Source organism: Methylotenera versatilis 79 (genome assembly GCF_000384375.1).
Taxonomy (GTDB): domain Bacteria; phylum Pseudomonadota; class Gammaproteobacteria; order Burkholderiales; family Methylophilaceae; genus Methylotenera_A; species Methylotenera_A versatilis_B.
The window spans coordinates 1428872-1450730 of sequence record NZ_ARVX01000001.1 but is presented as its reverse complement, the minus strand read 5'-3'; the positions used below and the strand labels follow the sequence as shown (position 1 = coordinate 1450730).

Here is a 21859-nt window from a genome sequence, read left to right as displayed (position 1 = left end):
AAAATGTCTGATGTAAAACCCCGCTTAGTTGCCTGTCCCCATTGTAAAAAACTGGTTGAATACAGTGTTAACAATAAATTTCGCCCCTTTTGTTCCGAGCGATGCCAAATGATTGATTTGGGTGATTGGGCAAATGAAAACTATAAAATTCCCGATAATTCGCCACCTGAGCCTGATGATGAATTTAATTAATTAGTTTATATTTGAATTTATTGCTTTATTCGCTTGTCACAAAATAATAAATTTAACGTAATTTAATTTATAGAAAATTGCTAATATCCATGAAAAATCTATTTAGAACAATTCTTTGCACACTCTTTTTAATTGCTGGCAATGCTCACGCAGACGCATTAATTAGCGACGCTTGGGTTAGAGCGAATGCGCCAGGACAAAGTGTTGGCGCGGCTTACATGACACTGAAAAGCCCACAAGACAGCACGTTATTCCATGTAGAGAGTCCATCTGCCGGTTCAGTTGAAATTCATAGCATGACGATGGAAAATGGCATAATGAAGATGCGCGCTTTAGAAACATTACCATTAGAAGCGGGCAAACCAGAAAAGTTAGCGCCTGGTGGGTTTCATTTAATGCTGTTTGATTTAAAAAAACCATTAAAGGTCGGCGAAAAAACGACGTTTACGTTAAGTTTTAAAGATAAAGCGGGAAAAGTCACACATCAAGATGTTATGTTGCCAATTAAAGAAGCGAATTAACTCTTAATTTCATTTAATATTGATTTCATACTTGCTATATCGCTCGTTGCATCGCGATACCACGCGCACCGGCCTTTAAAGCTAAAGGCATATCAGATTTCTGCATACCGCCCAACGCGTAAACGGGCACATTACTATTTTGGATCAACTGCTCAAATAATTGCCAGCCTATAGGCGTTACATTTTCATGGCTTTTTGTCATATTAACTGGCGATAACACCACAAAATCTAAACCCAATTTTTCTGCTTGTGCAATCTCTGTTCGATTATGACAAGACGCCGCAACCATTAAATCGCTGGGTTTCAGCTGACAATCCATCAGAATTTCACTGTTTAAATGCACGCCATCCACACCCAACTCTATTGCCAATGGAATGTCGGCATTTAATAACACTTTCGCAGTGTATGGTTTGGCAAGATGCTGAATCTTAGTAACTAAATTAATCAAATCCATGCGTTTAAGCTGCTTTTCGCGTATTTGAATTAATCCTAGACCTTGTTTTAATTGCAATTCAAGCGCAGTTAAAAAAGCTGTTTCGCCCATCTCTGCTACATTACTAATAGCATAAATAGGCGGCAAAGCCAGTGCATGCATGATGGGCGCATTAGCGGGTAAAACAGGTGAAACGGTCAGATGAGAGTTGGATTGCCAGCTTAATTGTTGACCTTCGCGCGGGGTTAAGTTACCTTGCCATTGGGTGACGAAATAGAAATGCAACTGAACTGTTTTGGCAACAGAATCGTGCGTGGCTGGATAATCAAAATACCGCGTTAACCAAGCTTGCGTTTTTATTGGCGTAATCCCTAACTCTTCGTGCAACTCGCGGCTTAAAGCTTGCTCTGGCGATTCGCCAGCCTCTACTTTCCCGCCAGGAAACTCCCACCAGCCCGCCCAGCCTTTTCCGTCAGGGCGACTTGCCATTAAAAATTCGCCTGCTGAAAAAAGGGATGAATTTCGTTGCAAAATCGCAACAGCAACCTGTACAACTTTTTTGCCCTGAGTCACTTCTACTGGACTCACTTTGGTAGAGTTTGCTGTAACTGAGTTTGATTTACTTGATGTTGATTTAATAGTTGAGCCAAACCTATTTTTCCCGAATAGTCGCGCGCAAACTGGTAAGCAATACGCCCACTACGCGCACCACGTGTTAATGAAAAATCCAGTGCAGCTTTGCGCGCAGATTCATCAAAAACCAAATCAAAAGTTTTTAGCCAATTAGCGGCAATCTGCAAATATTCGTCTTGGTCAAAACTATAAAAAGATAGCCATAATCCAAACCGTTCCGATAGCGAAGTCTTTTCTTCCACCGTATCACTCGGCCTGATCTCATGGCGGCCATTTGCATTTAACCCATGCTGAGTGGCTAGATTATCAGCCATCATTTCAGGTATAAGATGCTTACGATTAGATGTTGCATACACCAGCACATTGTCTGAAGTATGCGCAATTGAGCCATCCAATACAACTTTTAAAGCTTTATAGCCATCATCATTCGCTTCAAATGTGAGGTCATCACAAAAAATGATGAATTTTTCCGGACGCTCACGAAGTTGTTGAACAATCTCTGCTAGGTGACGCACATCCTGCTTCTCAATCTCAATTAAACGTAAACCTTGTGCAGAAAACTCGGTTAACAAAGCCTTAATCAAAGAAGATTTTCCAGTACCGCGCGCGCCAGTCAGCAACACATTATTGGCAGAAAAACCAGCCAAAAACTGGCGCGTGTTACGCACAATTTCCGTTTTTTGTGCATCCACAAAATGGATATTGGCGAGCTGAATTTGATGCGGGTGCGTAATAGCTTGCAAATAGCCCTTATTATTCGCCATCACCCAGCGCCATGCCGTCGCAGACCAATCCACAGTTGGTTGCGTGCTTGGCAATAAAAGTGCTAGCTTATCTATCAAGCCTTCCGCACGAGTGATTAAATCATTTAAATTTTGCATAAGTAGTCAGGTGTCAGCACAGGGCTGAAGTGTTTTCACAGATATTATGGGCGATACTTTTAACTTCTATAATCGGCATTAATTTTCACATAATCGTAGCTAAAATCACAGGTCCAAATCGTGACGTTTTCATTACCGCGATTCAATACCACACGAACTAAAATATCAGGTTCTTGCATAATCGCCGCGCCTTGCTCTTCTTTATAGGAAGCGGCTCTACCGCCTTTTTCAGCCACTAGTACATCGCCTAAATAGAGGTCTAGATTATTGACATCCAAACTATCCACACCTGCATAACCAATAGCGGCCAAAATACGTCCCAAGTTAGGGTCAGAGGCAAAAAATGCAGTTTTAATCAACGGCGAATGTGCAATGGCATAAGCCACTTTGCGACACTCCGCAACGTCTTTACCGCTTTCAACAGTAACGGTCATAAACTTAGTCGCGCCTTCGCCATCTCGTACAATCGCTTGCGCCAGTTCAATCGCCACTTCAGTTAACGCATCGCGCAAGACAATAAAATCTGCGCTCGGCCGTACAATATCACCCTTGGTAATTTCTGTGTTACCAGCCAAATTAGTCGCCATCATAATCAAGCTATCGTTAGTTGATGTATCGCCATCAACTGTGATGCAATTAAATGATTTATTCACTGCATAACGGATAATTGCATCCAGCGCGGCTTTACTAATCACGGCGTCCGTTGCAATATAGCCCAGCATCGTCGCCATATTCGGGTGAATCATGCCGCTACCTTTGCTGATGCCGGTAATCGTCACCGTTTTACCATTCAGCTGAATTTGACGCGATGTGCCTTTAGCAACAATATCGGTTGTCATAATTGCCTCAGCGGCATTTAACCAGTTATCTTGCTTTAAATTTTCAATCGCTGCTGGCATGCCTGCAATCACTTTATCTGCCGGTAATGGCTCCAAAATCACGCCAGTTGAGAACGGCAATACTTGATTGGCTTCAATATTTAGTAACTCAGCCAATGCATCGCAAGTTTGTTTTGCGCGATTTAAACCATCTTCACCTGTGCCCGCATTAGCGCAGCCAGTGTTTACCAACAAAGCGCGAATATTCGTCTGTTGGGCAAGATAATCTTTACACAAAATCACGGGTGCTGCACAAAAACTGTTTTGCGTGAATACACCCGCCACATGACTGCCTTCAGCCAATGTCATGACCAACAAATCTTTACGATTAGGTTTACGAATATGCGCTTGGGAAAAACCCAACTTAACGCCATTAACAGGCAATAAAGAAGAAGATTTAGGGGTAATTAATTTGACTGGCATAGCTAGCTTTATATGGATTAATATTTACTACGCATATTTTATCGCAATTAGTGACAGTATCTATAACCTGTTTAATTTAAAAAATTTGAATCAGACTAACGCATATCAATATAGAATATAAGAAATCTTAGTGGAATTGTGCATGGTTTTTTTAAATTATATGAATGCTTTTAGAGCATTAACCATTTTTCTAATCGTTGCAGTACACACCGTCCTTGTATTTTCTTGGGATAACAACCTATCCCAGCAAAATGCCTTAAATATAATATATGGAAATAGCACGACTCTATTTATGTTTATTTCAGGCTACTTGTTTCAACATTTATTGGTGAAATTTAATACAAAAAGATATTATTTTTCCAAATTGAAATACGTACTTTTGCCTTATTTTGTTATTTCTTTACCAATAATTTTGTATTACGTACTAGTCGCGCCAAAATCCATAGTCAACTCAGACTTTCTTGCACAACCTGCTTGGCTACAATTTCTAAATTACTATTGGTGGGGAATCCATCTCTATCCTATGTGGTTTATGCCTGTGATTGCTATGTTCTATTTAGCGGGGCCTTTACTAAAATGGGGCGACAGAAATAATCTCATATACTGGCTATTACCTTTTTTCATTCTGATGTCATTCCTCATTGGCAGGTCGTTATTCCCATACTTTAACTTTTTGCATTTTCTTTCGGTCTACGTTTTTGGCATGTTATGTTGTAAATATAAAAACCTTATTAATCCATTTATAACAAAATACAGCGTGCTAGCCATTCTAATATCGACATTTTTATGCCTTTACGCACTAGAATTTTATGAGGTATTTCCTCAATTTACGGCTATCAATTACGTACAAAAATTATTCTTAATATTAGTTTTGCTAGGTTTAATGATTAAGTTTGAGCGGCACACCAAACATCAATTAATTAGCATTATCGCCAACACCAGTTTTGGTGTCTATTTTGTACATACGTTTGTATTAGTTGCAGTGAAATTTGTATCGAGCTACATCAATAATCAATTTTCAATGAATTCAAGTACTAAATATTACCCAGGCAATCCTCTGCTTCACTTTGTAGTTACTTGTATAGCATTGACACTTAGTATTTTACTAGTTTTGGCAATTAAAAAAGTGTTGGGCGACAAGACATACATATTAATTGGGAACATACCTGCTACAAAAAGCGCATCTAAATAGTCTGAGGAATTAGATGCGTTCTATACCAAAGCAAAGTGGTGAATGGTATAGATTCCGAGTCTAGTGTTGATATTTTTTAACTTTGCCTCACGTAGGAATGTTTAGGATTTACTTAATCACGCCAACGCGTTTATATATTTTCCCTAGTAACGACGCACAAATTATGATCTGTCTTAATAACTGTGAATAAAGCTAAAAGTTAACCGTTAAAATTGATTAAGTTTTGAACGCATTACGCTCTGCGCCAAGTCGTTCCTTGTGGCGTGTCTTCTAAAATAATGCCTGCATCGGCAAGTTCTCTACGGATCCTGTCTGCCTCAACAAAATTTTTGGATTTTTTTGCTTCAGTTCTATTCAAAATTCTGGTTTTAATTGAAAGCTCCGAAAATACAATGCTTGCATTAACAATATCTGTCGCATCAACAGCTTCCTTTATAGAAACTTCTAGTATTTGACCCTGCAAAAACGCACTCGGCTCACGCTCCAACAAGCCAACAATTCTACCCAAGCTTTTAAGCAAACCAGCCGTTTCTGGTAATTTTGTTCTATTTAGTTCATTTGCCAAATCAAACAACACTGCCATTGCCTCTGGTGTATTAAAGTCATCATCCATCGCTGCTTTAAATCTTGCAGCTTGTGGATGCGTCCAATCAATTGCTGATTCAACCACTTCAAAACCGCATAGTGCTAACGATGTATACAAACGCCTTAAAGACGACTTTGCATCATCCAAATGTTGGTCTGAATAATTAAGTGGGCTGCGATAGTGCGCACGCAGAATGAAAAAACGCACCACTTCGGCATCGTATTTTTTAAGCACTTCGCGAATCGTAAAAAAATTGCCTAAGGACTTAGACATCTTTTCATCATCTACCCGCACAAAACCGTTATGCATCCAGTAGTTCGCCATTTTGCAACTATGTGTAGCCTCAGATTGCGCGATTTCATTTTCATGATGTGGAAACTGTAAATCTTGCCCGCCACCGTGAATGTCAAAGTGTGCGCCTAAATGCGTTGCACTCATCACAGAACACTCGATATGCCAACCTGGACGACCTTTTCCGCCATTTGGCCCGCCAAAAGGTGAGTCCCAATTCGGTTCATTAGGCTTAACCGATTTCCACAACACAAAATCCATTGGGTCTTTTTTGAAAGTATCGATTTCTACACGCTCGCCCGCGCGCAAATCTTCTAAACTTTTACCAGACAATTTGCCATAATCGTTAAAGCTACGCACGCTGTAAAATACGTCGCCATTTGCGGCTGTATAGGCATGGCCTTTTTCAATTAAAGCCGCAATCATGTTAATCATGCCGTCAATATGCGCTGTTGCGCGCGGCTCAATACTCGGGCGAATAATGCCTAACTTGGCTGAATCTTCATCCATAGCGGTAATAAATCGCTGGGTTAATTCGCCAATGGTTTCATTATTTTCGTTGGCGCGTTTGATGATTTTGTCATCAATATCCGTGATATTGCGTACATAAGTCACTTCATAATCGCTGGCACGAAACCATCGCGTGACCATATCAAAAACCACCATCACGCGCGCGTGGCCTAAATGACAAAAGTCATACACCGTCATGCCGCAAACGTACATGCGCACTTTATTCGGCTCAATCGGGGTGAAGGTTTGTTTGTCGCGGCTAAGCGTGTTATAGATTTTCAGCATGAATTAGAGATAGAAATGAGCGTTTTAAGATTAAATTTTCAATAATTTGCATTAAAAACCAACTAATCACCTGTCTAAGCTAAATGGGCTATTGGATGTTGGCTAGGCTATTGATAGAATGGCGTTTTAATTAACGAATTTGAGTATATCACAATGAATATTCGCAGCCGCTCGCTATATAAACTAGTCGTTCAATTTTTATTCGCGTTTAGTTTTGCAGCATCTTATGCGTTTGCGGATGAGCTCAAAGATATTTCTCAACTGTCTGATCAAGGCCAACAAGCGGCAGCGTTAGAGCGTGTGAACGCTTATTTGGTTGCCAATCCGAAAGATCCTCAAGCCTTGTTTATGAAAGGTATTATTCTGGTAGAAAGTGGCAAACGCGATGATGCAATTAAAGCTTTTACTGATTTAACTGAAAAATATCCAAATTTGCCAGAGCCTTACAATAATCTGGCAGTTTTATACGCCGATGCTGGGCAATATGACAAAGCAAAAAAAGCCTTGGAAACAGCCATAAAAACACATCCAAGCTACGCAACGGCGCATGAGAATCTAGGCGATATTTATGCGCGTATGGCGTCAGAAGCTTATGACAAAGCCTTGCAACTAGACAACGGCAATACGCGTGCTCAAAGCAAATTGTCGCTGATTAAAGATCTATTCGGCACAGGCAATAAAGTGGCGATGAAACCGACTGAAACGGCGAAACCGACTAAATCTGGCACAATGCCAATTCGCCCGGCAGACAAAAAAGTAGAGTCAGTTAAACCAGCTGAAATAGATAAATCCGTTGAAGTTGCAACTTCTGATGACGAAAAAAATGTTTCAGATGCAGTTAACAGTTGGGCAAAAGCTTGGTCTAGCCAAGATGTGGATAAATACTTAGCCAGCTATGCGACTAGCTTTAAACCACCAAAGGGTGAGAATCGTAAAGCGTGGGAACAATCGCGCCGCGAACGTATTAGCAAACCGAGTAGTATTAACGTGGAATTAGAGAATGAAAAAGTGACGATTATTGATAGCAATAATGCAAAAGCGACTTTTAAACAAACTTATAAGGCAAACGGAAAACCGATTCGTACCGATAAAACTTTATTGCTTAAAAAAGCCAATGGCATTTGGTTGATTGATCAAGAAATTGCATCAAATTAATGGTTAAGTCAGACTAAACTTAAGTTTGATTTTGTAGATTATATTGAATAAACATGTTTAAACAATTGGTTATTGGCTTAGGCTATAGGAAACATTGAAATTGAGATGGTTATCAATTTAAAATTAAAGTTTTTAAAAATTATCGCCGTTGTATGTTGCGCAATATTGCCGTGGAACGCGACAGCTGTGAATCATGGCAGTATGGCGGATTTGCTGCTCAATCAGAAATTTGGCAAATCTCTAGTAGAAAGCCTGCTGGTTAAAAGTTTGTTAGAAATTACGCAAGGCAATACAAAACAAGCGTTTGCAACGATTAACGAGCTGATTTGCACGGCGCCAAATTTCAAACTAGCTTATTTGATACGTGGCGATTTATTAAGCGCGCAAGGACGTGGGCTAGAAAGCTTGGGCAATGCGAATTTAGCGCTTGCTTCTAAAACGAATAGCGATCAAATCGAGGGCTTGCGCCAAGAAGCGCGCACACGAATCGACTACTATTTGTCGGATAAGAAGAATCATCAAATACCTAATCTTTTAGTTAAGCTTAGCCCAGAACAAACACACGTTATTGTGGTGGACACAGTAAAATCGCGTTTGTACGTCTACAAAAATGCAGATAATAAATTGCAATATGTCGCCGATTACTACGTGACTATTGGCAAAAATGGCGCAGGAAAACAAGCGCAAGGCGACAAACGCACACCGTTGGGCGTTTATTTTGCTGGCAAAAAATTAACCCAACCGTTAGCCGACATGTATGGTTCAGGCGCGTATCCGCTCAATTATCCGAATGAATTAGATCAGCATCAGAATAAAAATGGCTATGGCATTTGGCTACACGGTACGCCAACCAATACTTACAGCCGTCCGCCGCGTGCAAGTGATGGCTGCGTTGTATTGAGTAATCCAGATTTGAGTTCGCTAGCGCCTATTTTACAAACTGGTAAAGTGCCTGTGATTATTTCTGATAATATCGAATGGTTAAATCCAACTAAGTCTGACTTCCAATCGAACGAACAAAAAAGTTTGAGTGAATCGATTGAGGATTGGCGTAAAGACTGGGTTTCTCAAAATGCAGATAAATACTTAAGTCATTATTCTGAGCAATTTTTCTATAGTGACGGCAATTATCAAAAATGGGCTGACTACAAACGTGTTGTACAATCTGCCAAACCCAAAGTATCGATTAATATTGATAAAGTAAGCATGTTTAGCTACCCAAATCTGAAAGAAAATATTGTGGTGGTTAATTTTGAGCAGGATTTTAAAAGCGCTACGCTGCAAAATAAAATGCTGAAACGTCAATATTGGATCAATCAAAACAATCAATGGAAAATTATTTATGAAGGTGCAATCTAAAAGCATGAAAACAATATTCAATTTTTTTAGCGCAATATGCATGTTTGCTGCGCTATCTAGCAATTTACAAGCAGCTACAACCCTAGTCGAATTTCAAACCAGCCAAGGCAATTTTACGGTTGAGCTTTATCCTGAAAAAGCGCCCAAAACGGTGGCAAACTTTGTGCAATATGTGAAAGATGGTTTTTATGACAATACGATTTTTCACCGCGTGATTAATCGCTTTATGATTCAAGGTGGTGGTTTTGAGCGTGATTTATCTGAAAAAAGTACACGTGGACCTATTGTAAATGAAGCAAACAATGGCTTATTGAACGAACTTGGTACGCTCGCAATGGCACGCACTGCAGATCCTGATTCTGCCACGGCACAGTTTTTTGTAAATCTGGGTAATAACCAGTTTTTAAATTACACTGGCCCAGATGCTGAATCGATTGGCTACTGCGTATTTGGCAAAGTCACTAGCGGTTTAGAAGTTGTGCAAAAAATTGGGTTAAGTGCGACTGGCAATATGGGCAGACACTCTGATGTGCCAATTAAACCCATTACTATTAAAAGTGCAAAACTGCTTTCAGCCGAAACTAAAGCAGAGCCAGAAGTCAAAGCTGAACCGAAACGCTAATAAAATATCAGTAAAAATATTAAGCAAAATCTTAAATCTAAGCAGATGACTGGTTTGATTACCAGTCAGTTTTTATTTATTCAAACTCATTCATTATTTTTTAAAAGGATTTACCCGTGGTTAAATTGATTACCAATTTTGGCGATATTACGCTTGAACTTAATGCTGAAAAAGCACCAATAACTGTCGCCAATTTCTTACAATATGTTGAAAGCGGTTTTTACACCGATGTAATTTTTCATCGCGTGATTAACGGCTTTATGATTCAAGGTGGTGGTTTTGATACCAACATGAAACAAAAAAAGACGGTTGCTGAAATTAAGAATGAAGCAGATAACGGCTTAACGAATGACAAATACACAATTGCGATGGCGCGTACTTCTGTTCCTGATTCTGCCAGCAGCCAGTTTTTTATTAACGTTGGCGATAATGACTTTTTAAACCACACCGCGCCAACTTCCAGCGGCTGGGGCTACTGTGTATTTGGCAAAGTAGTTGAAGGCATGGATGTGGTCGATAAGATTAGAGTAGTGAAAACAGCCAGCAAAGGCGGTCATCAAGATGTGCCTGTTGAGTCTGTGATTATCGAAAAAGCGACTGTTATTTAAGACGGTTATCTTTTAGCTCAATACATTTAATCAGAATAGTTTCAAATTGATTCATTTATTCAAACACATTCTTTTTAATAATGATTGATTAAATGAACCAACAAGCACACAGCTTATTTATTTCTGATTTGCATCTATGTGATTCGCGGCCCAATATTACTCAAGCTTTTATTGCCTTTTTGCAAAAAACGGCAATAAAAGCCCAAGCGCTGTATATATTGGGCGATTTGTTTGAGTATTGGCCAGGTGATGATGCAATTGAAACTGGCTTACATCGCACCACAATCAACGCACTGAAAAAGCTGAGTTTGCAAGGTGTAGACACTTTTTTGATGCATGGGAATCGTGATTTTTTACTCGGCGATGACTTTGCAAAAGCCGCCAATATCACCCTGTTAGCTGACCCTGCTTTGCTGCATCTTTATGGAAAACCCGTTTTATTGAGTCACGGTGACGAGTTATGCACAGATGATGTCGCTTATCAGCAATTTAGACAACAAGTGCGTTCTGCCACGTGGCAAAACCACTTTTTAAGTCAGCCTTTAAATAATCGCATTGCTTATATTGAAGATTTGCGTATTAAAAGTGCGCAAGAAAAATCCCATAAAAGCATGTCGATTATGGACGTCAATGCAGATGCAGTGATCACGCTATTGCGAGAAAATGCTTATCCGCCTTTGTTTATTCATGGTCATACGCACAGGCCGCATCAACATGCTATTGAGGTAGATGGACATAAATGTGTGCGCTGGGTATTGGGGGATTGGTATGAGCAAGGTAGCTATTTAAGGCTGGATGCGAATGGCTGCCAATCGCAGCAGTTATAGGGGCTAAACCTATCGCGGCATAATTGCACGATACGCTGAGATTAAAATGAAGAAAATATTAGTGTGTACGAATTTTCGCGCCAATCCTAACAATCCATCCTGCGCGGCACGTGGCAGCAAAGAATTACTCACTGAGTTAACCCAACAAATACAGCAAAATTCGCTGGCGATGGCTGTTGAAGAATCACCTTGTTTAGGATTTTGTCAGATTGGACCCAATGTACGCTTGGTGCCAAACGGACCGTTTTTTCATGCAGTTTCAATGGGAAAACTAGACGACTTAATAGAAACCGCTAAAAAATTTATCGTCTAATTTAGCGGTTTTTTAGTGTTAACTTTACTAAGTATTTAACTTGAATATCCTGGAATATTCGCTTCGATTACTTCATCAATCTGTGCTGATTCTAAAAACCTTTCTGCATATTTTAAGTAGATTTTTTCGCGAATAAATAAATCAAAAATATCAGGGTCAATATGATTTTCCAACTTCATATTACCTAAAATAGTTAAGGTTTCAGAAAGTGATTTTGCACGTTTATAAGGTCTGTCTTTAGAAGTCAGCGCCTCAAAAATATCTGCAATCCCCATCATGCGTGCAGGAATCGACATTTGTTCGCGCGTTAATCCTTTTGGATAGCCTTTTCCATCCATGCGCTCGTGATGTCCGCCTGCATATTCAGGCACGCGTTTTAAGTCTTTAGGATAAGGCAAGGCCTCCAGCATATTGATGGTCACTACAATATGATTATTGATAATCTTGCGTTCTTCCGGCGTTAACGTGCCGCGCACAATCGTCAGGTTATACACTTCGTTTTCGCTCAAGAATTTTAGCGAATGTCCTGAGTCACTCAAATATTCATAATGTGCTATATCGCGCACGCGCTGTTGATCTTCTGGCTGCATAAATTCGCTGCCAAAATTAATCTTACGAATAAAGTTTTTATCGTCGTCCAACTGTTTTTTGATGACATTGATGTTGTGTTCGATGTATTTGGCACTCACTGATTTACCGCTTTGCACATCATTCATTGCTTTGCGTAAATACGCATTTTCACGCTGGGTTTTGAGCAACTCAAAACGTTGATCAATCAAATGAATACGGTCAAAAGTGGTTTCTAATTTAGTCGCTTTATCCATTACAGATTCTGGCGTAGTAACTTTGCCGCAATCGTGTAACCAAGCCGCAATCTTGAGCTCATAAATCTCTTTTTCGCTCATCGTAAAATCGCGCAGTGGGCCAGTATTTGTTTTAATCGCAGCTTCAGCTAGCATCATGGTTAACTCAGGTACGCGCTGACAATGTCCGCCTGTATATGGAGATTTTTCGTCAATCGCATCGGCAATTAACTTAATAAAAGACTCGAATAAATTTTTAAGCCCAACGATTAAATTTTGATTGGTTAAAGCAACTGCGGCCTGTGAGGCCAGCGATTCAACTAAACGCTGATGTGAATCTGAAAAGGCAATAATCTGATTAGTGCGCGGATCAATCGCATTGATGAGCTGCAATACGCCAATGATTTCATTCTCATGATTTTTCATCGGAACGGTCAGAAACGATTGTGAGCGATAGCCCATTTTTGCATCAAAACGCGCAGTGCCTGAGAAATCGAAACCTTCAGTCAAATAAGCATCGGGAATATTCACCGTTTTGGCATTGGCAACACTATATACGGCGACCATCGTGAGATTTGGTTTGCCATCTTCCCCATAAATCGGCAATGGCGGGAAAGGGATATCTTGCCCCGTAGTGCCGCCCATGGCGATGTCTAAACTTTTACTACGTAGAATCTCAAACTTCAACTGCGAGTCATCGGTAACGGTGTACAAAGTACCGCCGTCCGCATTGGTCAACTCTTTGGCGCCTAATAAAATAATCTCCAGCAAGCGTTTATTGTCGTGTTCGGCGGAAAGCGCAACGCCAATAGAGTTAAGCCGTTCGAGCTGACTAAATCCATCTTGTTGGTAAAGCAGATCAGATTGTTGCATCGTAATTTTGTTATCGTTTTAGTCGATGTGCAAAATTATTCTAGGAAAAATTCCATTCTTGTACCAGCCAATTCAACCACATCGTGATTATTTAAAGCGTGCGCTTGCAAACCGATTGTCTGACCATTGACCATTGGCAAACTATTGCCGCCGACATGCGTAATAAAATAACCATTAGGCCGCTTATTGATCACTGCGACTTGTGAGCCGGGCTTGCCCAATGTTGTCATGGTTTTATTCAATACTAATTCACGCCCTGCACTGGCGCCATTTAACACTTGTAAACGCGCAATTTCAATGCTCGGCACAAATGCTGGATTAGGTTGCGTGATAGGATTTTCTGCTGCTGATTTATCTACAACAGACTCATCCGCTATTTGTTTATCAGCATCAACATTTGATTCTGCCACAAGTGAACTGTCATTTTGTAATACAGTTTCTTCTAATTTTTTTTCTTCAACGCTTTGTTCATTCAAACCTTTTTCAACAATATCCTCATCAGCCAACTCTTGCTTAATCGCGGCTATTTCTGCAACGGATTTGTCTCTAATGGGTTTGGGCTGTTTGCTAGGCATTAACATCATGGTTTTTTCAAAACCGTCATGATGCGTTGTGCCAGTTTGGTTTTCATTAACATATTTAAGCTGATATTTGCCAAACTCAATCACATCATCATGTTGTAGCACGTGTTTTTTGATCGATTCACCGTTCACCATTGTGCCGTTGGTGCTGTTCAAATCTTCTAAAAATGAATCGTTGCCAATAGTGACGATAACCGCGTGTTCACCACTAACGGCCAAATTATCGATGTGGATTTGATTGCTAGGACGACGGCCTATCGTAATGCGCTCTTGATCCAGCGCAAATTCGCCCATCGAATTACCGTCTAACAAAAAAAATAGCTTTGCCATAATGACCCTTAATTTTAACTAACTAGCCGTTGTCGTACTAAGTACTAATCAAACTAACTATTAACTAACCTAATTTCTAACATATGCAGATTACTGATTAACAAGTAATTTCACTTAAATTTATTCAATCATTCTAATGCATTCACCTTTTATTTTTCACGCGTCCAAACAGATTTTTTACCCAACCACCTTCACTCGGAAAAGGCTTTTCTATCAACGCCAACACAACCGAAATATTATCTGTTCCACCCATTTCATTAGCGACTTGCACTAATTTGTTCGCCGCAAATTCAATATTTCCATTCGAATATAGCAAGATTTTTTGTATCAATTCATCTTCAACCAAATCGGTTAACCCATCAGAACACAGCAAAAATATATCGCCTACTTGCACATCAAACGCTTGTACCTCTGGCTCAACTTCTGGGTCTATACCCAAAGCACGCGTGACTAGATTTTTGTGGCTGGCTGTTTTTGCTTGCTCTGCTGTAATCAAACCTGAGTTGAGTTGCTCTTGTAATAATGAATGGTCTTCAGTGACTTGAATCAACGTTTCTTGACGCAGACAATACAAACGCGAATCACCGATATGGCCAACCACCAACTTATTATCGGTAAAAATACCCACCACCAATGTCGTGCCCATACCCGCGCATTGTGGTTGCTCTTGAGATATTTGATAGATGGCTGCATTAGCGCTTTCAATCGCATCAATCAACATTTGTGACTCTGGTAATAAGCCTGGCATCAATCTCACTGATGCTTTATGCAGCATCGCCTCTGTGATCTCTGCAGTCAAGGTTAATACTGCAATTTCACTGGCTACTTCACCAGCTTTATATCCGCCCATGCCATCAGCTAACACTAATAAACCGATGGATAAATCACTGGCAACCGCATCTTCATTATGGTCGCGATGTAATCCGACATCGGTCAATCGCGCAATTTTAATTGCCTGTTCTACGTTCATACCTTCACAGCCTTAACCACAAACTTCTTTAATTCATCGACATTTAATTCAGCAGATTCTGGGGTGGTATTGAGTGCGGCGGATTGTGTGACAAGTGCTGCGATTTTATTGATATAAGCTAAGCCGGCATCGCGTTGCACGGCACTAGCACCCCGATCAAACGCTTTACGCTCTAAGCTTTGTAATGCATCGCTACCGCTTGCCAATAAGAAGGCAAGTGATACTGCACTGGCAAATAACCAGTCGGATTTCCAATGCATTTTTAACAAACTTTAACCTCTCACCGCGAGCTATCAATCGCAAGTTAAAAATGTTGTCAGGACTTAACAACATTTTTATGCCAATATTTTTAAATCAAAAAACAAATATTTTTAAAACAAAAACTCGGGTTAAGTTAGCTAAATCAGAACTTAAATTAAAGCTAAAAAGAAATAGTCAATTAAAACAACAGTGGAAAATTCGCGCAAATCGAGCAACTATCGTCTAAATTCTTGCGGCCTTACTGCTGCTGCTACTTTATCTAAAACGCCATTGATGTATTTATGTCCATCTGCGCCGCCATACAATTTAGCTAATTCCACACCTTCGTTAATCGCTACACGATAAGGAATCGTGCTATCGAACATCAACTCGAATGAAGAAATACGTAAAATCGCGTGTTCTACTGGGCTTAACTCTTCAATTTTTCTATCGATGAATGCGGCCACTTGGCTGTCTAACTCTTCTATTTTACTCGTTACGCCTTCTAGCAAATGCCTAAAATAGGCTTCATCTGCTTTGCCATATTCCGGATCTTCTTTGGCATCAGCAATAATTTGCTTTAACTCAGAAGCATTAATCATGCCACGGTAAACCGCTTTTAAAACTAGCTCGCGCGATTTACGGCGATTTTGACTGGTTCGTGGTTTTTTGGCTGCTTTAATTGGTGCTTCGCTCTTCGTTTCTTGAATAGCATCAGCCTTTGGGATAATCATAACGCATGTACCAAATTAGCCATTTCAATCGCCACTTGTGCGGCTTCGGCTCCTTTAATCTGCATACGGGCAATGGCTTGATCGTCATCTTCGGTAGTTAATACTGCATTCGCCACAGGGATGCCGGTGTTTAACTGAACCTCTGAAATACCGCGTGCAGACTCGTTAGAAACCACTTCAAAGTGATAAGTTTCACCGCGAATAATTGCGCCTAAAGCAATCAGCGCATCAAAACGTTCACTTAAAGCCATGTGCTGCAAAATCAGCGGCGCTTCTAAAGCACCAGGCACAGTGGCAATACGAATATCTTCTGCCAGCACACCTAATTTTAAAAGTTCCGCATGACAAGCCGTTAATAAACCATCACCAATATTGCTGTTAAAACGTGAAAGTACAATGCCGATTTTTTTGCCTGTGCCGTCTAAATCAATCTTAATTTTATCCAAGTTATTCTCACTTCATGCCTAAAACGTCTATTTTACCTTATCTTGGGTGACACAAATCGTCAGCTTTGTCCATAATCTTTACTTTTATCAGCATTGATTTCAAATGCGTTCAAGAAAGATATAGTAAGAAAAATATACTTAAGAAAATAATACCCACGCTTTTTGTACTGTACTCCAAATGCCATAACTAATTGGAATCAACACCGCAGGCCATGCCAGCTTCACTAACAGAGAGCTTTGCTTTTCAGCAGATGCGATTACGATGGTACTGGCTGTATTTTTTAAAGATTTTTCATGGCTTATTTTACGCTCTGCTTCCAATTCGGCATCTGTCATAAAATATCGATTATCCACTGGCTTAACCAATAAGTTAGCAATAAAGCCCACTACCAGCAAGCTTGCTAATACCAAGAATATCGGCGCGTAAATTTGGTCAAACGGTACGCCAGACTCTAAGCGCGTATCGTGCATATAGTTAACCACCACTGGCCCTAAAATACCTGCGGTTGACCATGCTGTGAGCAAACGTCCATGAATGGCGCCGACAAACTGCGTGCCGAACATATCGGCTAAATAGGCAGGAATCGTAGAAAAACCGCCGCCGTACATCGATGCAATCACACAAAAACTTGCTACGAATAAAGCCAGCGATTTAAAGCCAGCCACATAAGTAGCGGTGCAATATAGCGCTGCGCCTAGTATGAAAAATATAAAATAAGTGCGTTTGCGGCCCAGTTTATCCGATGCGCTTGCCCAACCAATGCGCCCAAAAATATTAAACAATGAAATAAGTCCGACAAAACCCGCACCGACAGCCGCTGCGGCGGCTGTCATAGATTCATCTTTTTTAATCTCGGCGAAACCGATAGGTTGATGTGCAGCGTCGAATTGTCCAATCAGCGCGCCACCAAAGGTTTCTTGCAGCATTGGTGCGGCGGCACCAATAATGCCAATTCCAGCAGAAACATTCATACACAACACTAACCACAGCAGCCAAAATTGCGGCGTTTTGTGCGCTTTGTCTAAATGCACATGGCGTGTTGCAATCATGCTGTTGTTTTGCGTCGCTGGTGGCGTCCAGTTTGCTGGCTTCCAACCCGTTGGCGGCACGCGATAACCCAAACTGCCGCACAACATAAATACCGAATAAATAACCGCCAATGCGACAAAAGTTTGCCACACGCCGACACTAGATGGCGTGGCGAAATATGCCATTAATCTTGTGGCGAGTGGCGAACCAATCATCGCTCCGCCACCAAAACCCATAATCGCCATGCCCGTAGCCATGCCGCGCCTATCAGGAAACCATTTGATTAACGTAGAAACAGGCGAAATATAGCCCAAACCCAGCCCAATTCCACCAATTACCCCGCTGCCCAGCCACATTAACCATAATTGGTGCGTATAAACGCCATAAGCCGAAATCAGCAAACCGCCACACCAACATAATGTGGATACCAAGCCTGCTTTACGCGGACCAGCGCGCTCCAACCATCCGCCCCACAATGCGGCGGAGCAGCCTAATAACACAAAAAACAAGGTATACATCCAGCCCAAGTCAAACTGCGTCCAATTGCAATCAGTAGCGAATAAAGCTTTTGCGGTACCGGCTAATTTCTCGCTAAAATTTGTTGCGCCCGCTGCGCAAGCTGCAAGTGGCTTACCATCTGCACCCATTAAAGCATTGCCGAGTGGTTTCCAAAACACACTGAACCCATACGCCATGCCAATGGATAAATGCACAGCCAATGCAGCTGGCGGCACCAGCCAGCGATTAAAATTGGCATTTGCGGTAATGTGTTCTTTTGATAAAAAATCGGCCATACTAACCCCTAAATTAGATGCAATACTTGATGCGATATTTAATGTAATGTCTGCTGAATACTTGCTGTCTTTTATTTTGTGTTAACGATTATTTAATGCTGTATTTAACGCGGTGTTACATAATGTTACAAATTAACAAAAATGGCAATTGCCGTTCAAATATCTATTTCCCCCGTCAAAAAAACATTTAAAATTTGTCATTAATCTGTCATATTAAAGTCACAAAATAGCATCGTTGTCTAAATCTACATCAATAGTAAGAATCAAAACAAAGTGATTGGAACGAAAGAATGCCTGCAAATATTTTAGTGATAGAAGACGAACCAGCGATACAAGAATTGCTTGCGCTTAACATTACCCAAGCTGGCCACAATGCCCTGCGCGCGTTATCAGTAGAGCATGCACAAGAGTTGTTACGCGAAACGATGCCAGATTTGATTTTACTTGATTGGATGTTGCCAGGTATGAGCGGCATCGAATATGCGCGCCGCTTGAAGTCTGACAGCCTCACCAAATCTATCCCGATTATTATGTTAACTGCACGTGGCGATGAATACGATAAAGTGCGCGGTTTAGAAGTCGGCGCGGATGATTATGTGACCAAACCATTTAGCCCGCGCGAATTGAATGCACGCATTAAAGCGGTATTACGCCGCCGTGCGCCACAAATGACGGATGATCCGATTGAGATTCAAGGCTTATTATTAGACCCAACTACGCACCGCGTAACTGGCAATACCGCCAATATCGATTTAGGGCCAACCGAATTCAGATTGCTGCATTATTTTATGAGCAATGCAGAACGCGTTCACACACGCAGCCAATTGTTAGACAAAGTGTGGGGCGACCGCGTATTTGTAGAAGATCGCACAGTGGATGTACATATTCGCCGTTTACGCAATGCGTTAGCTGCTTCTGGCCATCAAGATTTAATTCAAACCGTACGTGGTTCTGGTTATCGCTTGTCTTCTCAAGCTAATTAGCTTTCTCAAGCAAACTAATTTCGTAGCGAATTAACTCGCCCATTTGAAGATTAACTGCTTAAATTAAACCCGTAATTTATGGTTAACTTTCATACTTAACCCTTTATTTAACGCAATTTTTAAACAATCAACCTTGTTGATTGTTTACGCCTAAAGTTGAATGGCTTAAAAGTCAGATGTCTTAAAGTTAAGTGACGTAAAGTTGAAGCGGCGAAAAAGCTCGTTATAATAAGCAAACTCAATCGATAGTGAGCAACTGTGCAAGATATTCGTTGGAACGCGTTTTGGTTAGGATTAATTTTAAGCGTAGTCTGTCTGATTACTTGGGCAGCGGTTGACGCGACTATTGCGCTAATTGTCTTCAGTGCTGGTTTATTGATCTATCTCATCAGCCATCTTTACTGGCTACATCGCCTGCATATTTGGCTACAAAAACCTGTTCTTAGCCACATGCCCAATGGCACTGGCATTTGGGAAGATATCTTTGCATCGCTATACCAAGAACACCGCAAAAATTCCCGCAGCCAAACTCAGTTAAGCTCTACTTTAGAGCGCTTTAGACATGCCGCCAGTGCGCTGCCAGATGGTGTTGTTGTGCTGAATAGTGATAACGAAATTGAATGGTGCAACCCACCGGCTGAAAACCAATTGGGTTTAAATTTGAGGCATGATCAAAATCAACCCATCAGCTATTTAGTCCGTCACAGTGATTTTGTCGACTATTTACAAGCGCATGAACAAGGCGAATCTAACGCCTCACAGATAAATCCCATCAAACTAGAGCCAATTAAATTAAAGTCATGGCGCAATCCAGAAATCACACTTGAAATTCAGTTAATTCCGTTTGGCTCTAAACAAAAACTGCTTATTTGCCGTGATGTCACTGCGCTTGAAAAAACTGACATCATGCGCCGCGATTTTATCGCCAATGTATCGCACGAATTGCGCACGCCATTAACAGTGGTAGGTGGTTTTTTAGAAACCATTGCCGATATGGATGGCGCGGTGCCGGCGAGTTTGAAAAATTATTTCGGCATGATGATGGATCAAACCAGCCGTATGCGCCGCATTATTGAAGATTTGTTGACCTTATCGACTATTGAAAGCAATGTGCAAAGCCCAGATGACAGTGAAATTGATATGCCGAAACTGCTGAATCAGATACAAAATGATGCCAATAATTTGAGCAAGAGCCTCAGTAAAGCGCGTCATCATGTGCATTTGGATATGGATAAAAACCTGCATATCAAAGGCGCACAAGAAGAACTTTATAGCGCACTCAGCAACTTAACCAGCAACGCTATTCGCTACACGCCGGCTGGCGGCGATATTTTTATCGGCTGGAAATTACGCGACGATCTGGCAGTATTTAGCGTGCGCGATACTGGCATTGGCATCGAACAGCAACATATTGACCGATTAACCGAACGTTTTTATCGCGTAGACCGCAGCCGCAGCCGCGAAACTGGCGGCACAGGTTTGGGCTTGGCGATTGTGAAACACATTCTCAGCCGCCATCACGCAAGGCTAGAGATTGAAAGTGAAGCAGGCGTTGGCAGCACATTTAGCATTGTTTTCCCCAAAGCCTGCGTTGTGATTAAACAAGTTGAGTCTATTGCGTGAAACGCGTTTATTGGCGCATGCTTAATTCACGCATTCTGGGCGTATCAATTTTATGCAGTATGATTTGCGCCTGTGCGACTCATTTATCCAAAGATGAAAAACTCATTCCCGAACGTGGCGATAGAAGCTCTGCCAACCAATTAATCAAAAATGACTTTGACCGTATGGCAGATGTAGAGCTATATGAAAATTCGCAAAGTTTGCGTAGATTAATGACCAAATTGTATAAGCGCAATCCGCATGAACTGGCAAAAAGCACATCTGACCCAGTGAATAAAATGGTGGATTGGGTGTTTGATGGCGAGTCGCAACATCACTACAAATTTAAAGCCATCGACAATAAACAAGGTACAGATGCGATTTTCTTAGCCTTTAATGCCAATTATCAAGGAGATCGCGTGTTGCCTTTTATTGTCGGATTACAAACCATGTTGCTAAAAGCGCATGGCGATAAGTTGGAATTTTATCTCACCGATAGCATTGACCCGCAGAGCATTTACAATGTGGCGCGCAATATTGAAATCGCCGCATGGAAGTTATCCACCAGTCGCGATTTAAGCGGGCACTTGTATTTATTGAGCAATGAAATCAATATAAATGACCACAATTTAAGTTTTGAACGCGAGTTTGGCAAAATGATCGGTCGCACCGATTTATACGCGATAAGTTTGGCAGAGAAATCACAACGCATGATTTCGCGCGTGATGCAAAGCATTGCAACCGCCGTTTTTTTACCGTTTTAA

23 protein-coding genes are annotated in these 21859 nt (G+C 41.0%); 12 read left to right on the top strand and 11 right to left on the bottom strand.

Going from position 1 to position 21859, the window contains the following annotated elements; translation table 11 throughout:
• Positions 1-3: 3 nt before the first annotated feature.
• Together METVE_RS0107145 and METVE_RS0107140 are read left to right on the top strand one after the other, a co-directional pair.
• Complete coding sequence (locus METVE_RS0107145) at positions 4-192, top strand: DNA gyrase inhibitor YacG (RefSeq protein ID WP_020167778.1); 189 nt, start codon at positions 4-6, stop codon at positions 190-192.
• A gap of 89 nt (positions 193-281) precedes the next feature.
• A complete protein-coding gene (locus METVE_RS0107140; RefSeq protein ID WP_020167777.1) occupies positions 282-713 on the top strand; it encodes a copper chaperone PCu(A)C in 432 nt (143 codons plus the stop codon).
• Positions 714-747: 34 nt separating this feature from the next.
• On the opposite strand, the gene METVE_RS0107135 is transcribed toward METVE_RS0107140, so the two are convergent.
• From METVE_RS0107135 to argJ, 3 genes are read right to left on the bottom strand one after another with little or no spacing between them, the layout of a single operon-like run.
• Positions 748-1734, bottom strand: a complete 987-nt coding sequence (locus METVE_RS0107135) for a Nudix family hydrolase (RefSeq protein ID WP_020167776.1) — start codon at positions 1732-1734, stop codon at positions 748-750.
• Positions 1731-2660: an ATP-binding protein gene (locus tag METVE_RS0107130; RefSeq protein WP_020167775.1), complete on the bottom strand. Its 930-nt coding sequence runs from the start codon at positions 2658-2660 to the stop codon at positions 1731-1733. The genes METVE_RS0107135 and METVE_RS0107130 overlap by 4 nt, the downstream gene beginning before the upstream one ends.
• Positions 2661-2719: 59 nt before the next feature.
• Entirely contained in the window at positions 2720-3961 is a 1242-nt protein-coding gene (gene argJ, locus METVE_RS0107125) for a bifunctional glutamate N-acetyltransferase/amino-acid acetyltransferase ArgJ (protein ID WP_020167774.1), read from the bottom strand.
• Between the two features lie 142 nt (positions 3962-4103).
• Between argJ and METVE_RS0107120 the strand changes: the two genes are divergently transcribed.
• Positions 4104-5153: an acyltransferase family protein gene (locus METVE_RS0107120; RefSeq protein ID WP_232415424.1), complete on the top strand. Its 1050-nt coding sequence runs from the start codon at positions 4104-4106 to the stop codon at positions 5151-5153.
• 232 nt (positions 5154-5385) lie between these two features.
• On the opposite strand, the gene cysS is transcribed toward METVE_RS0107120, so the two are convergent.
• Entirely contained in the window at positions 5386-6825 is a 1440-nt protein-coding gene (gene cysS, locus METVE_RS0107115; protein ID WP_020167772.1) for a cysteine--tRNA ligase, read from the bottom strand.
• Between the two features lie 153 nt (positions 6826-6978).
• Between cysS and METVE_RS0107110 the strand changes: the two genes are divergently transcribed.
• The 6 genes from METVE_RS0107110 to METVE_RS0107085 all read left to right on the top strand — a co-directional run bounded on the left by METVE_RS0107110 (position 6979) and on the right by METVE_RS0107085 (position 11709).
• A complete protein-coding gene (locus tag METVE_RS0107110) occupies positions 6979-7980 on the top strand; it encodes a tetratricopeptide repeat protein (RefSeq protein WP_020167771.1) in 1002 nt (333 codons plus the stop codon).
• Between the two features lie 105 nt (positions 7981-8085).
• A complete protein-coding gene (locus tag METVE_RS0107105) occupies positions 8086-9339 on the top strand; it encodes a L,D-transpeptidase family protein (RefSeq protein ID WP_020167770.1) in 1254 nt (417 codons plus the stop codon).
• A 40-nt stretch (positions 9340-9379) separates the two neighbouring features.
• Positions 9380-9961, top strand: a complete 582-nt coding sequence (locus METVE_RS0107100) for a peptidylprolyl isomerase (protein ID WP_020167769.1) — start codon at positions 9380-9382, stop codon at positions 9959-9961.
• Positions 9962-10077: 116 nt separating this feature from the next.
• Positions 10078-10569: a peptidylprolyl isomerase gene (locus METVE_RS0107095; RefSeq protein WP_020167768.1), complete on the top strand. Its 492-nt coding sequence runs from the start codon at positions 10078-10080 to the stop codon at positions 10567-10569.
• A 92-nt stretch (positions 10570-10661) separates the two neighbouring features.
• Positions 10662-11396 (top strand): UDP-2,3-diacylglucosamine diphosphatase, encoded by a 735-nt coding sequence (locus METVE_RS0107090; RefSeq protein ID WP_020167767.1) that lies wholly within the window; start codon positions 10662-10664, stop codon positions 11394-11396.
• A 46-nt stretch (positions 11397-11442) separates the two neighbouring features.
• The gene (locus METVE_RS0107085) at positions 11443-11709 is read left to right on the top strand and encodes a (2Fe-2S) ferredoxin domain-containing protein (RefSeq protein ID WP_020167766.1); all 267 of its coding nucleotides are present in this window, start codon (positions 11443-11445) and stop codon (positions 11707-11709) included.
• Between the two features lie 35 nt (positions 11710-11744).
• On the opposite strand, the gene METVE_RS0107080 is transcribed toward METVE_RS0107085, so the two are convergent.
• From METVE_RS0107080 to METVE_RS0107045, 7 genes are all read right to left on the bottom strand, one after another.
• A complete protein-coding gene (locus tag METVE_RS0107080) occupies positions 11745-13385 on the bottom strand; it encodes an HD family phosphohydrolase (protein WP_020167765.1) in 1641 nt (546 codons plus the stop codon).
• Positions 13386-13420: 35 nt separating this feature from the next.
• Entirely contained in the window at positions 13421-14296 is an 876-nt protein-coding gene (locus METVE_RS0107075; protein WP_020167764.1) for an FHA domain-containing protein, read from the bottom strand.
• 142 nt (positions 14297-14438) lie between these two features.
• Positions 14439-15266: a Stp1/IreP family PP2C-type Ser/Thr phosphatase gene (locus METVE_RS0107070; RefSeq protein WP_020167763.1), complete on the bottom strand. Its 828-nt coding sequence runs from the start codon at positions 15264-15266 to the stop codon at positions 14439-14441.
• Entirely contained in the window at positions 15263-15526 is a 264-nt protein-coding gene (locus METVE_RS0107065) for a hypothetical protein (RefSeq protein WP_020167762.1), read from the bottom strand. The genes METVE_RS0107070 and METVE_RS0107065 overlap by 4 nt, the downstream gene beginning before the upstream one ends.
• A gap of 216 nt (positions 15527-15742) precedes the next feature.
• Positions 15743-16240, bottom strand: coding sequence for a transcription antitermination factor NusB (gene nusB, locus METVE_RS0107055; RefSeq protein WP_020167760.1), 498 nt, complete (start codon positions 16238-16240; stop codon positions 15743-15745).
• Positions 16237-16686: a 6,7-dimethyl-8-ribityllumazine synthase gene (gene ribH / locus METVE_RS0107050; protein WP_020167759.1), complete on the bottom strand. Its 450-nt coding sequence runs from the start codon at positions 16684-16686 to the stop codon at positions 16237-16239. Before ribH ends, nusB begins: the two co-directional genes overlap by 4 nt.
• Positions 16687-16824: 138 nt before the next feature.
• Entirely contained in the window at positions 16825-18510 is a 1686-nt protein-coding gene (locus METVE_RS0107045; RefSeq protein WP_020167758.1) for an OFA family MFS transporter, read from the bottom strand.
• A gap of 290 nt (positions 18511-18800) precedes the next feature.
• On the opposite strand from METVE_RS0107045, the gene phoB reads away from it, so the two are divergent.
• The 3 genes from phoB to METVE_RS0107030 all read left to right on the top strand — a co-directional run bounded on the left by phoB (position 18801) and on the right by METVE_RS0107030 (position 21859).
• Positions 18801-19493 carry a phosphate regulon transcriptional regulator PhoB gene (phoB, locus tag METVE_RS0107040; RefSeq protein ID WP_020167757.1) on the top strand — a complete coding sequence of 231 codons (693 nt, stop codon included), beginning with the start codon at positions 18801-18803 and terminating at the stop codon, positions 19491-19493.
• Between the two features lie 258 nt (positions 19494-19751).
• The gene (gene phoR / locus METVE_RS0107035; protein WP_020167756.1) at positions 19752-21116 is read left to right on the top strand and encodes a phosphate regulon sensor histidine kinase PhoR; all 1365 of its coding nucleotides are present in this window, start codon (positions 19752-19754) and stop codon (positions 21114-21116) included.
• On the top strand, positions 21113-21859 hold the full coding sequence (locus METVE_RS0107030; RefSeq protein ID WP_020167755.1) for a hypothetical protein: 747 nt from the start codon (positions 21113-21115) through the stop codon (positions 21857-21859). Before phoR ends, METVE_RS0107030 begins: the two co-directional genes overlap by 4 nt.

What these genes read in the sequence shown, in the direction of transcription:
- METVE_RS0107145 (WP_020167778.1), top strand. Translation starts at nt 4, where the DNA reads ATGTCTGATGTAAAACCCCGCTTAGTTGCCTGTCCCCATTGTAAAAAA.
- METVE_RS0107085 (WP_020167766.1), top strand. Translation starts at nt 11,443, where the DNA reads ATGAAGAAAATATTAGTGTGTACGAATTTTCGCGCCAATCCTAACAAT.
- METVE_RS0107130 (WP_020167775.1), bottom strand. Translation starts at nt 2,660, where the DNA reads ATGCAAAATTTAAATGATTTAATCACTCGTGCGGAAGGCTTGATAGAT.
- argJ (WP_020167774.1), bottom strand. Translation starts at nt 3,961, where the DNA reads ATGCCAGTCAAATTAATTACCCCTAAATCTTCTTCTTTATTGCCTGTT.
- METVE_RS0107105 (WP_020167770.1), top strand. Translation starts at nt 8,086, where the DNA reads ATGGTTATCAATTTAAAATTAAAGTTTTTAAAAATTATCGCCGTTGTA.
- METVE_RS0107070 (WP_020167763.1), bottom strand. Translation starts at nt 15,266, where the DNA reads ATGAACGTAGAACAGGCAATTAAAATTGCGCGATTGACCGATGTCGGA.
- nusB (WP_020167760.1), bottom strand. Translation starts at nt 16,240, where the DNA reads ATGATTATCCCAAAGGCTGATGCTATTCAAGAAACGAAGAGCGAAGCA.
- cysS (WP_020167772.1), bottom strand. Translation starts at nt 6,825, where the DNA reads ATGCTGAAAATCTATAACACGCTTAGCCGCGACAAACAAACCTTCACC.
- METVE_RS0107120 (WP_232415424.1), top strand. Translation starts at nt 4,104, where the DNA reads ATGGTTTTTTTAAATTATATGAATGCTTTTAGAGCATTAACCATTTTT.
- METVE_RS0107090 (WP_020167767.1), top strand. Translation starts at nt 10,662, where the DNA reads ATGAACCAACAAGCACACAGCTTATTTATTTCTGATTTGCATCTATGT.
- METVE_RS0107110 (WP_020167771.1), top strand. Translation starts at nt 6,979, where the DNA reads ATGAATATTCGCAGCCGCTCGCTATATAAACTAGTCGTTCAATTTTTA.
- METVE_RS0107140 (WP_020167777.1), top strand. Translation starts at nt 282, where the DNA reads ATGAAAAATCTATTTAGAACAATTCTTTGCACACTCTTTTTAATTGCT.
- METVE_RS0107075 (WP_020167764.1), bottom strand. Translation starts at nt 14,296, where the DNA reads ATGGCAAAGCTATTTTTTTTGTTAGACGGTAATTCGATGGGCGAATTT.
- METVE_RS0107065 (WP_020167762.1), bottom strand. Translation starts at nt 15,526, where the DNA reads ATGCATTGGAAATCCGACTGGTTATTTGCCAGTGCAGTATCACTTGCC.
- METVE_RS0107045 (WP_020167758.1), bottom strand. Translation starts at nt 18,510, where the DNA reads ATGGCCGATTTTTTATCAAAAGAACACATTACCGCAAATGCCAATTTT.
- METVE_RS0107080 (WP_020167765.1), bottom strand. Translation starts at nt 13,385, where the DNA reads ATGCAACAATCTGATCTGCTTTACCAACAAGATGGATTTAGTCAGCTC.
- METVE_RS0107100 (WP_020167769.1), top strand. Translation starts at nt 9,380, where the DNA reads ATGTTTGCTGCGCTATCTAGCAATTTACAAGCAGCTACAACCCTAGTC.
- phoB (WP_020167757.1), top strand. Translation starts at nt 18,801, where the DNA reads ATGCCTGCAAATATTTTAGTGATAGAAGACGAACCAGCGATACAAGAA.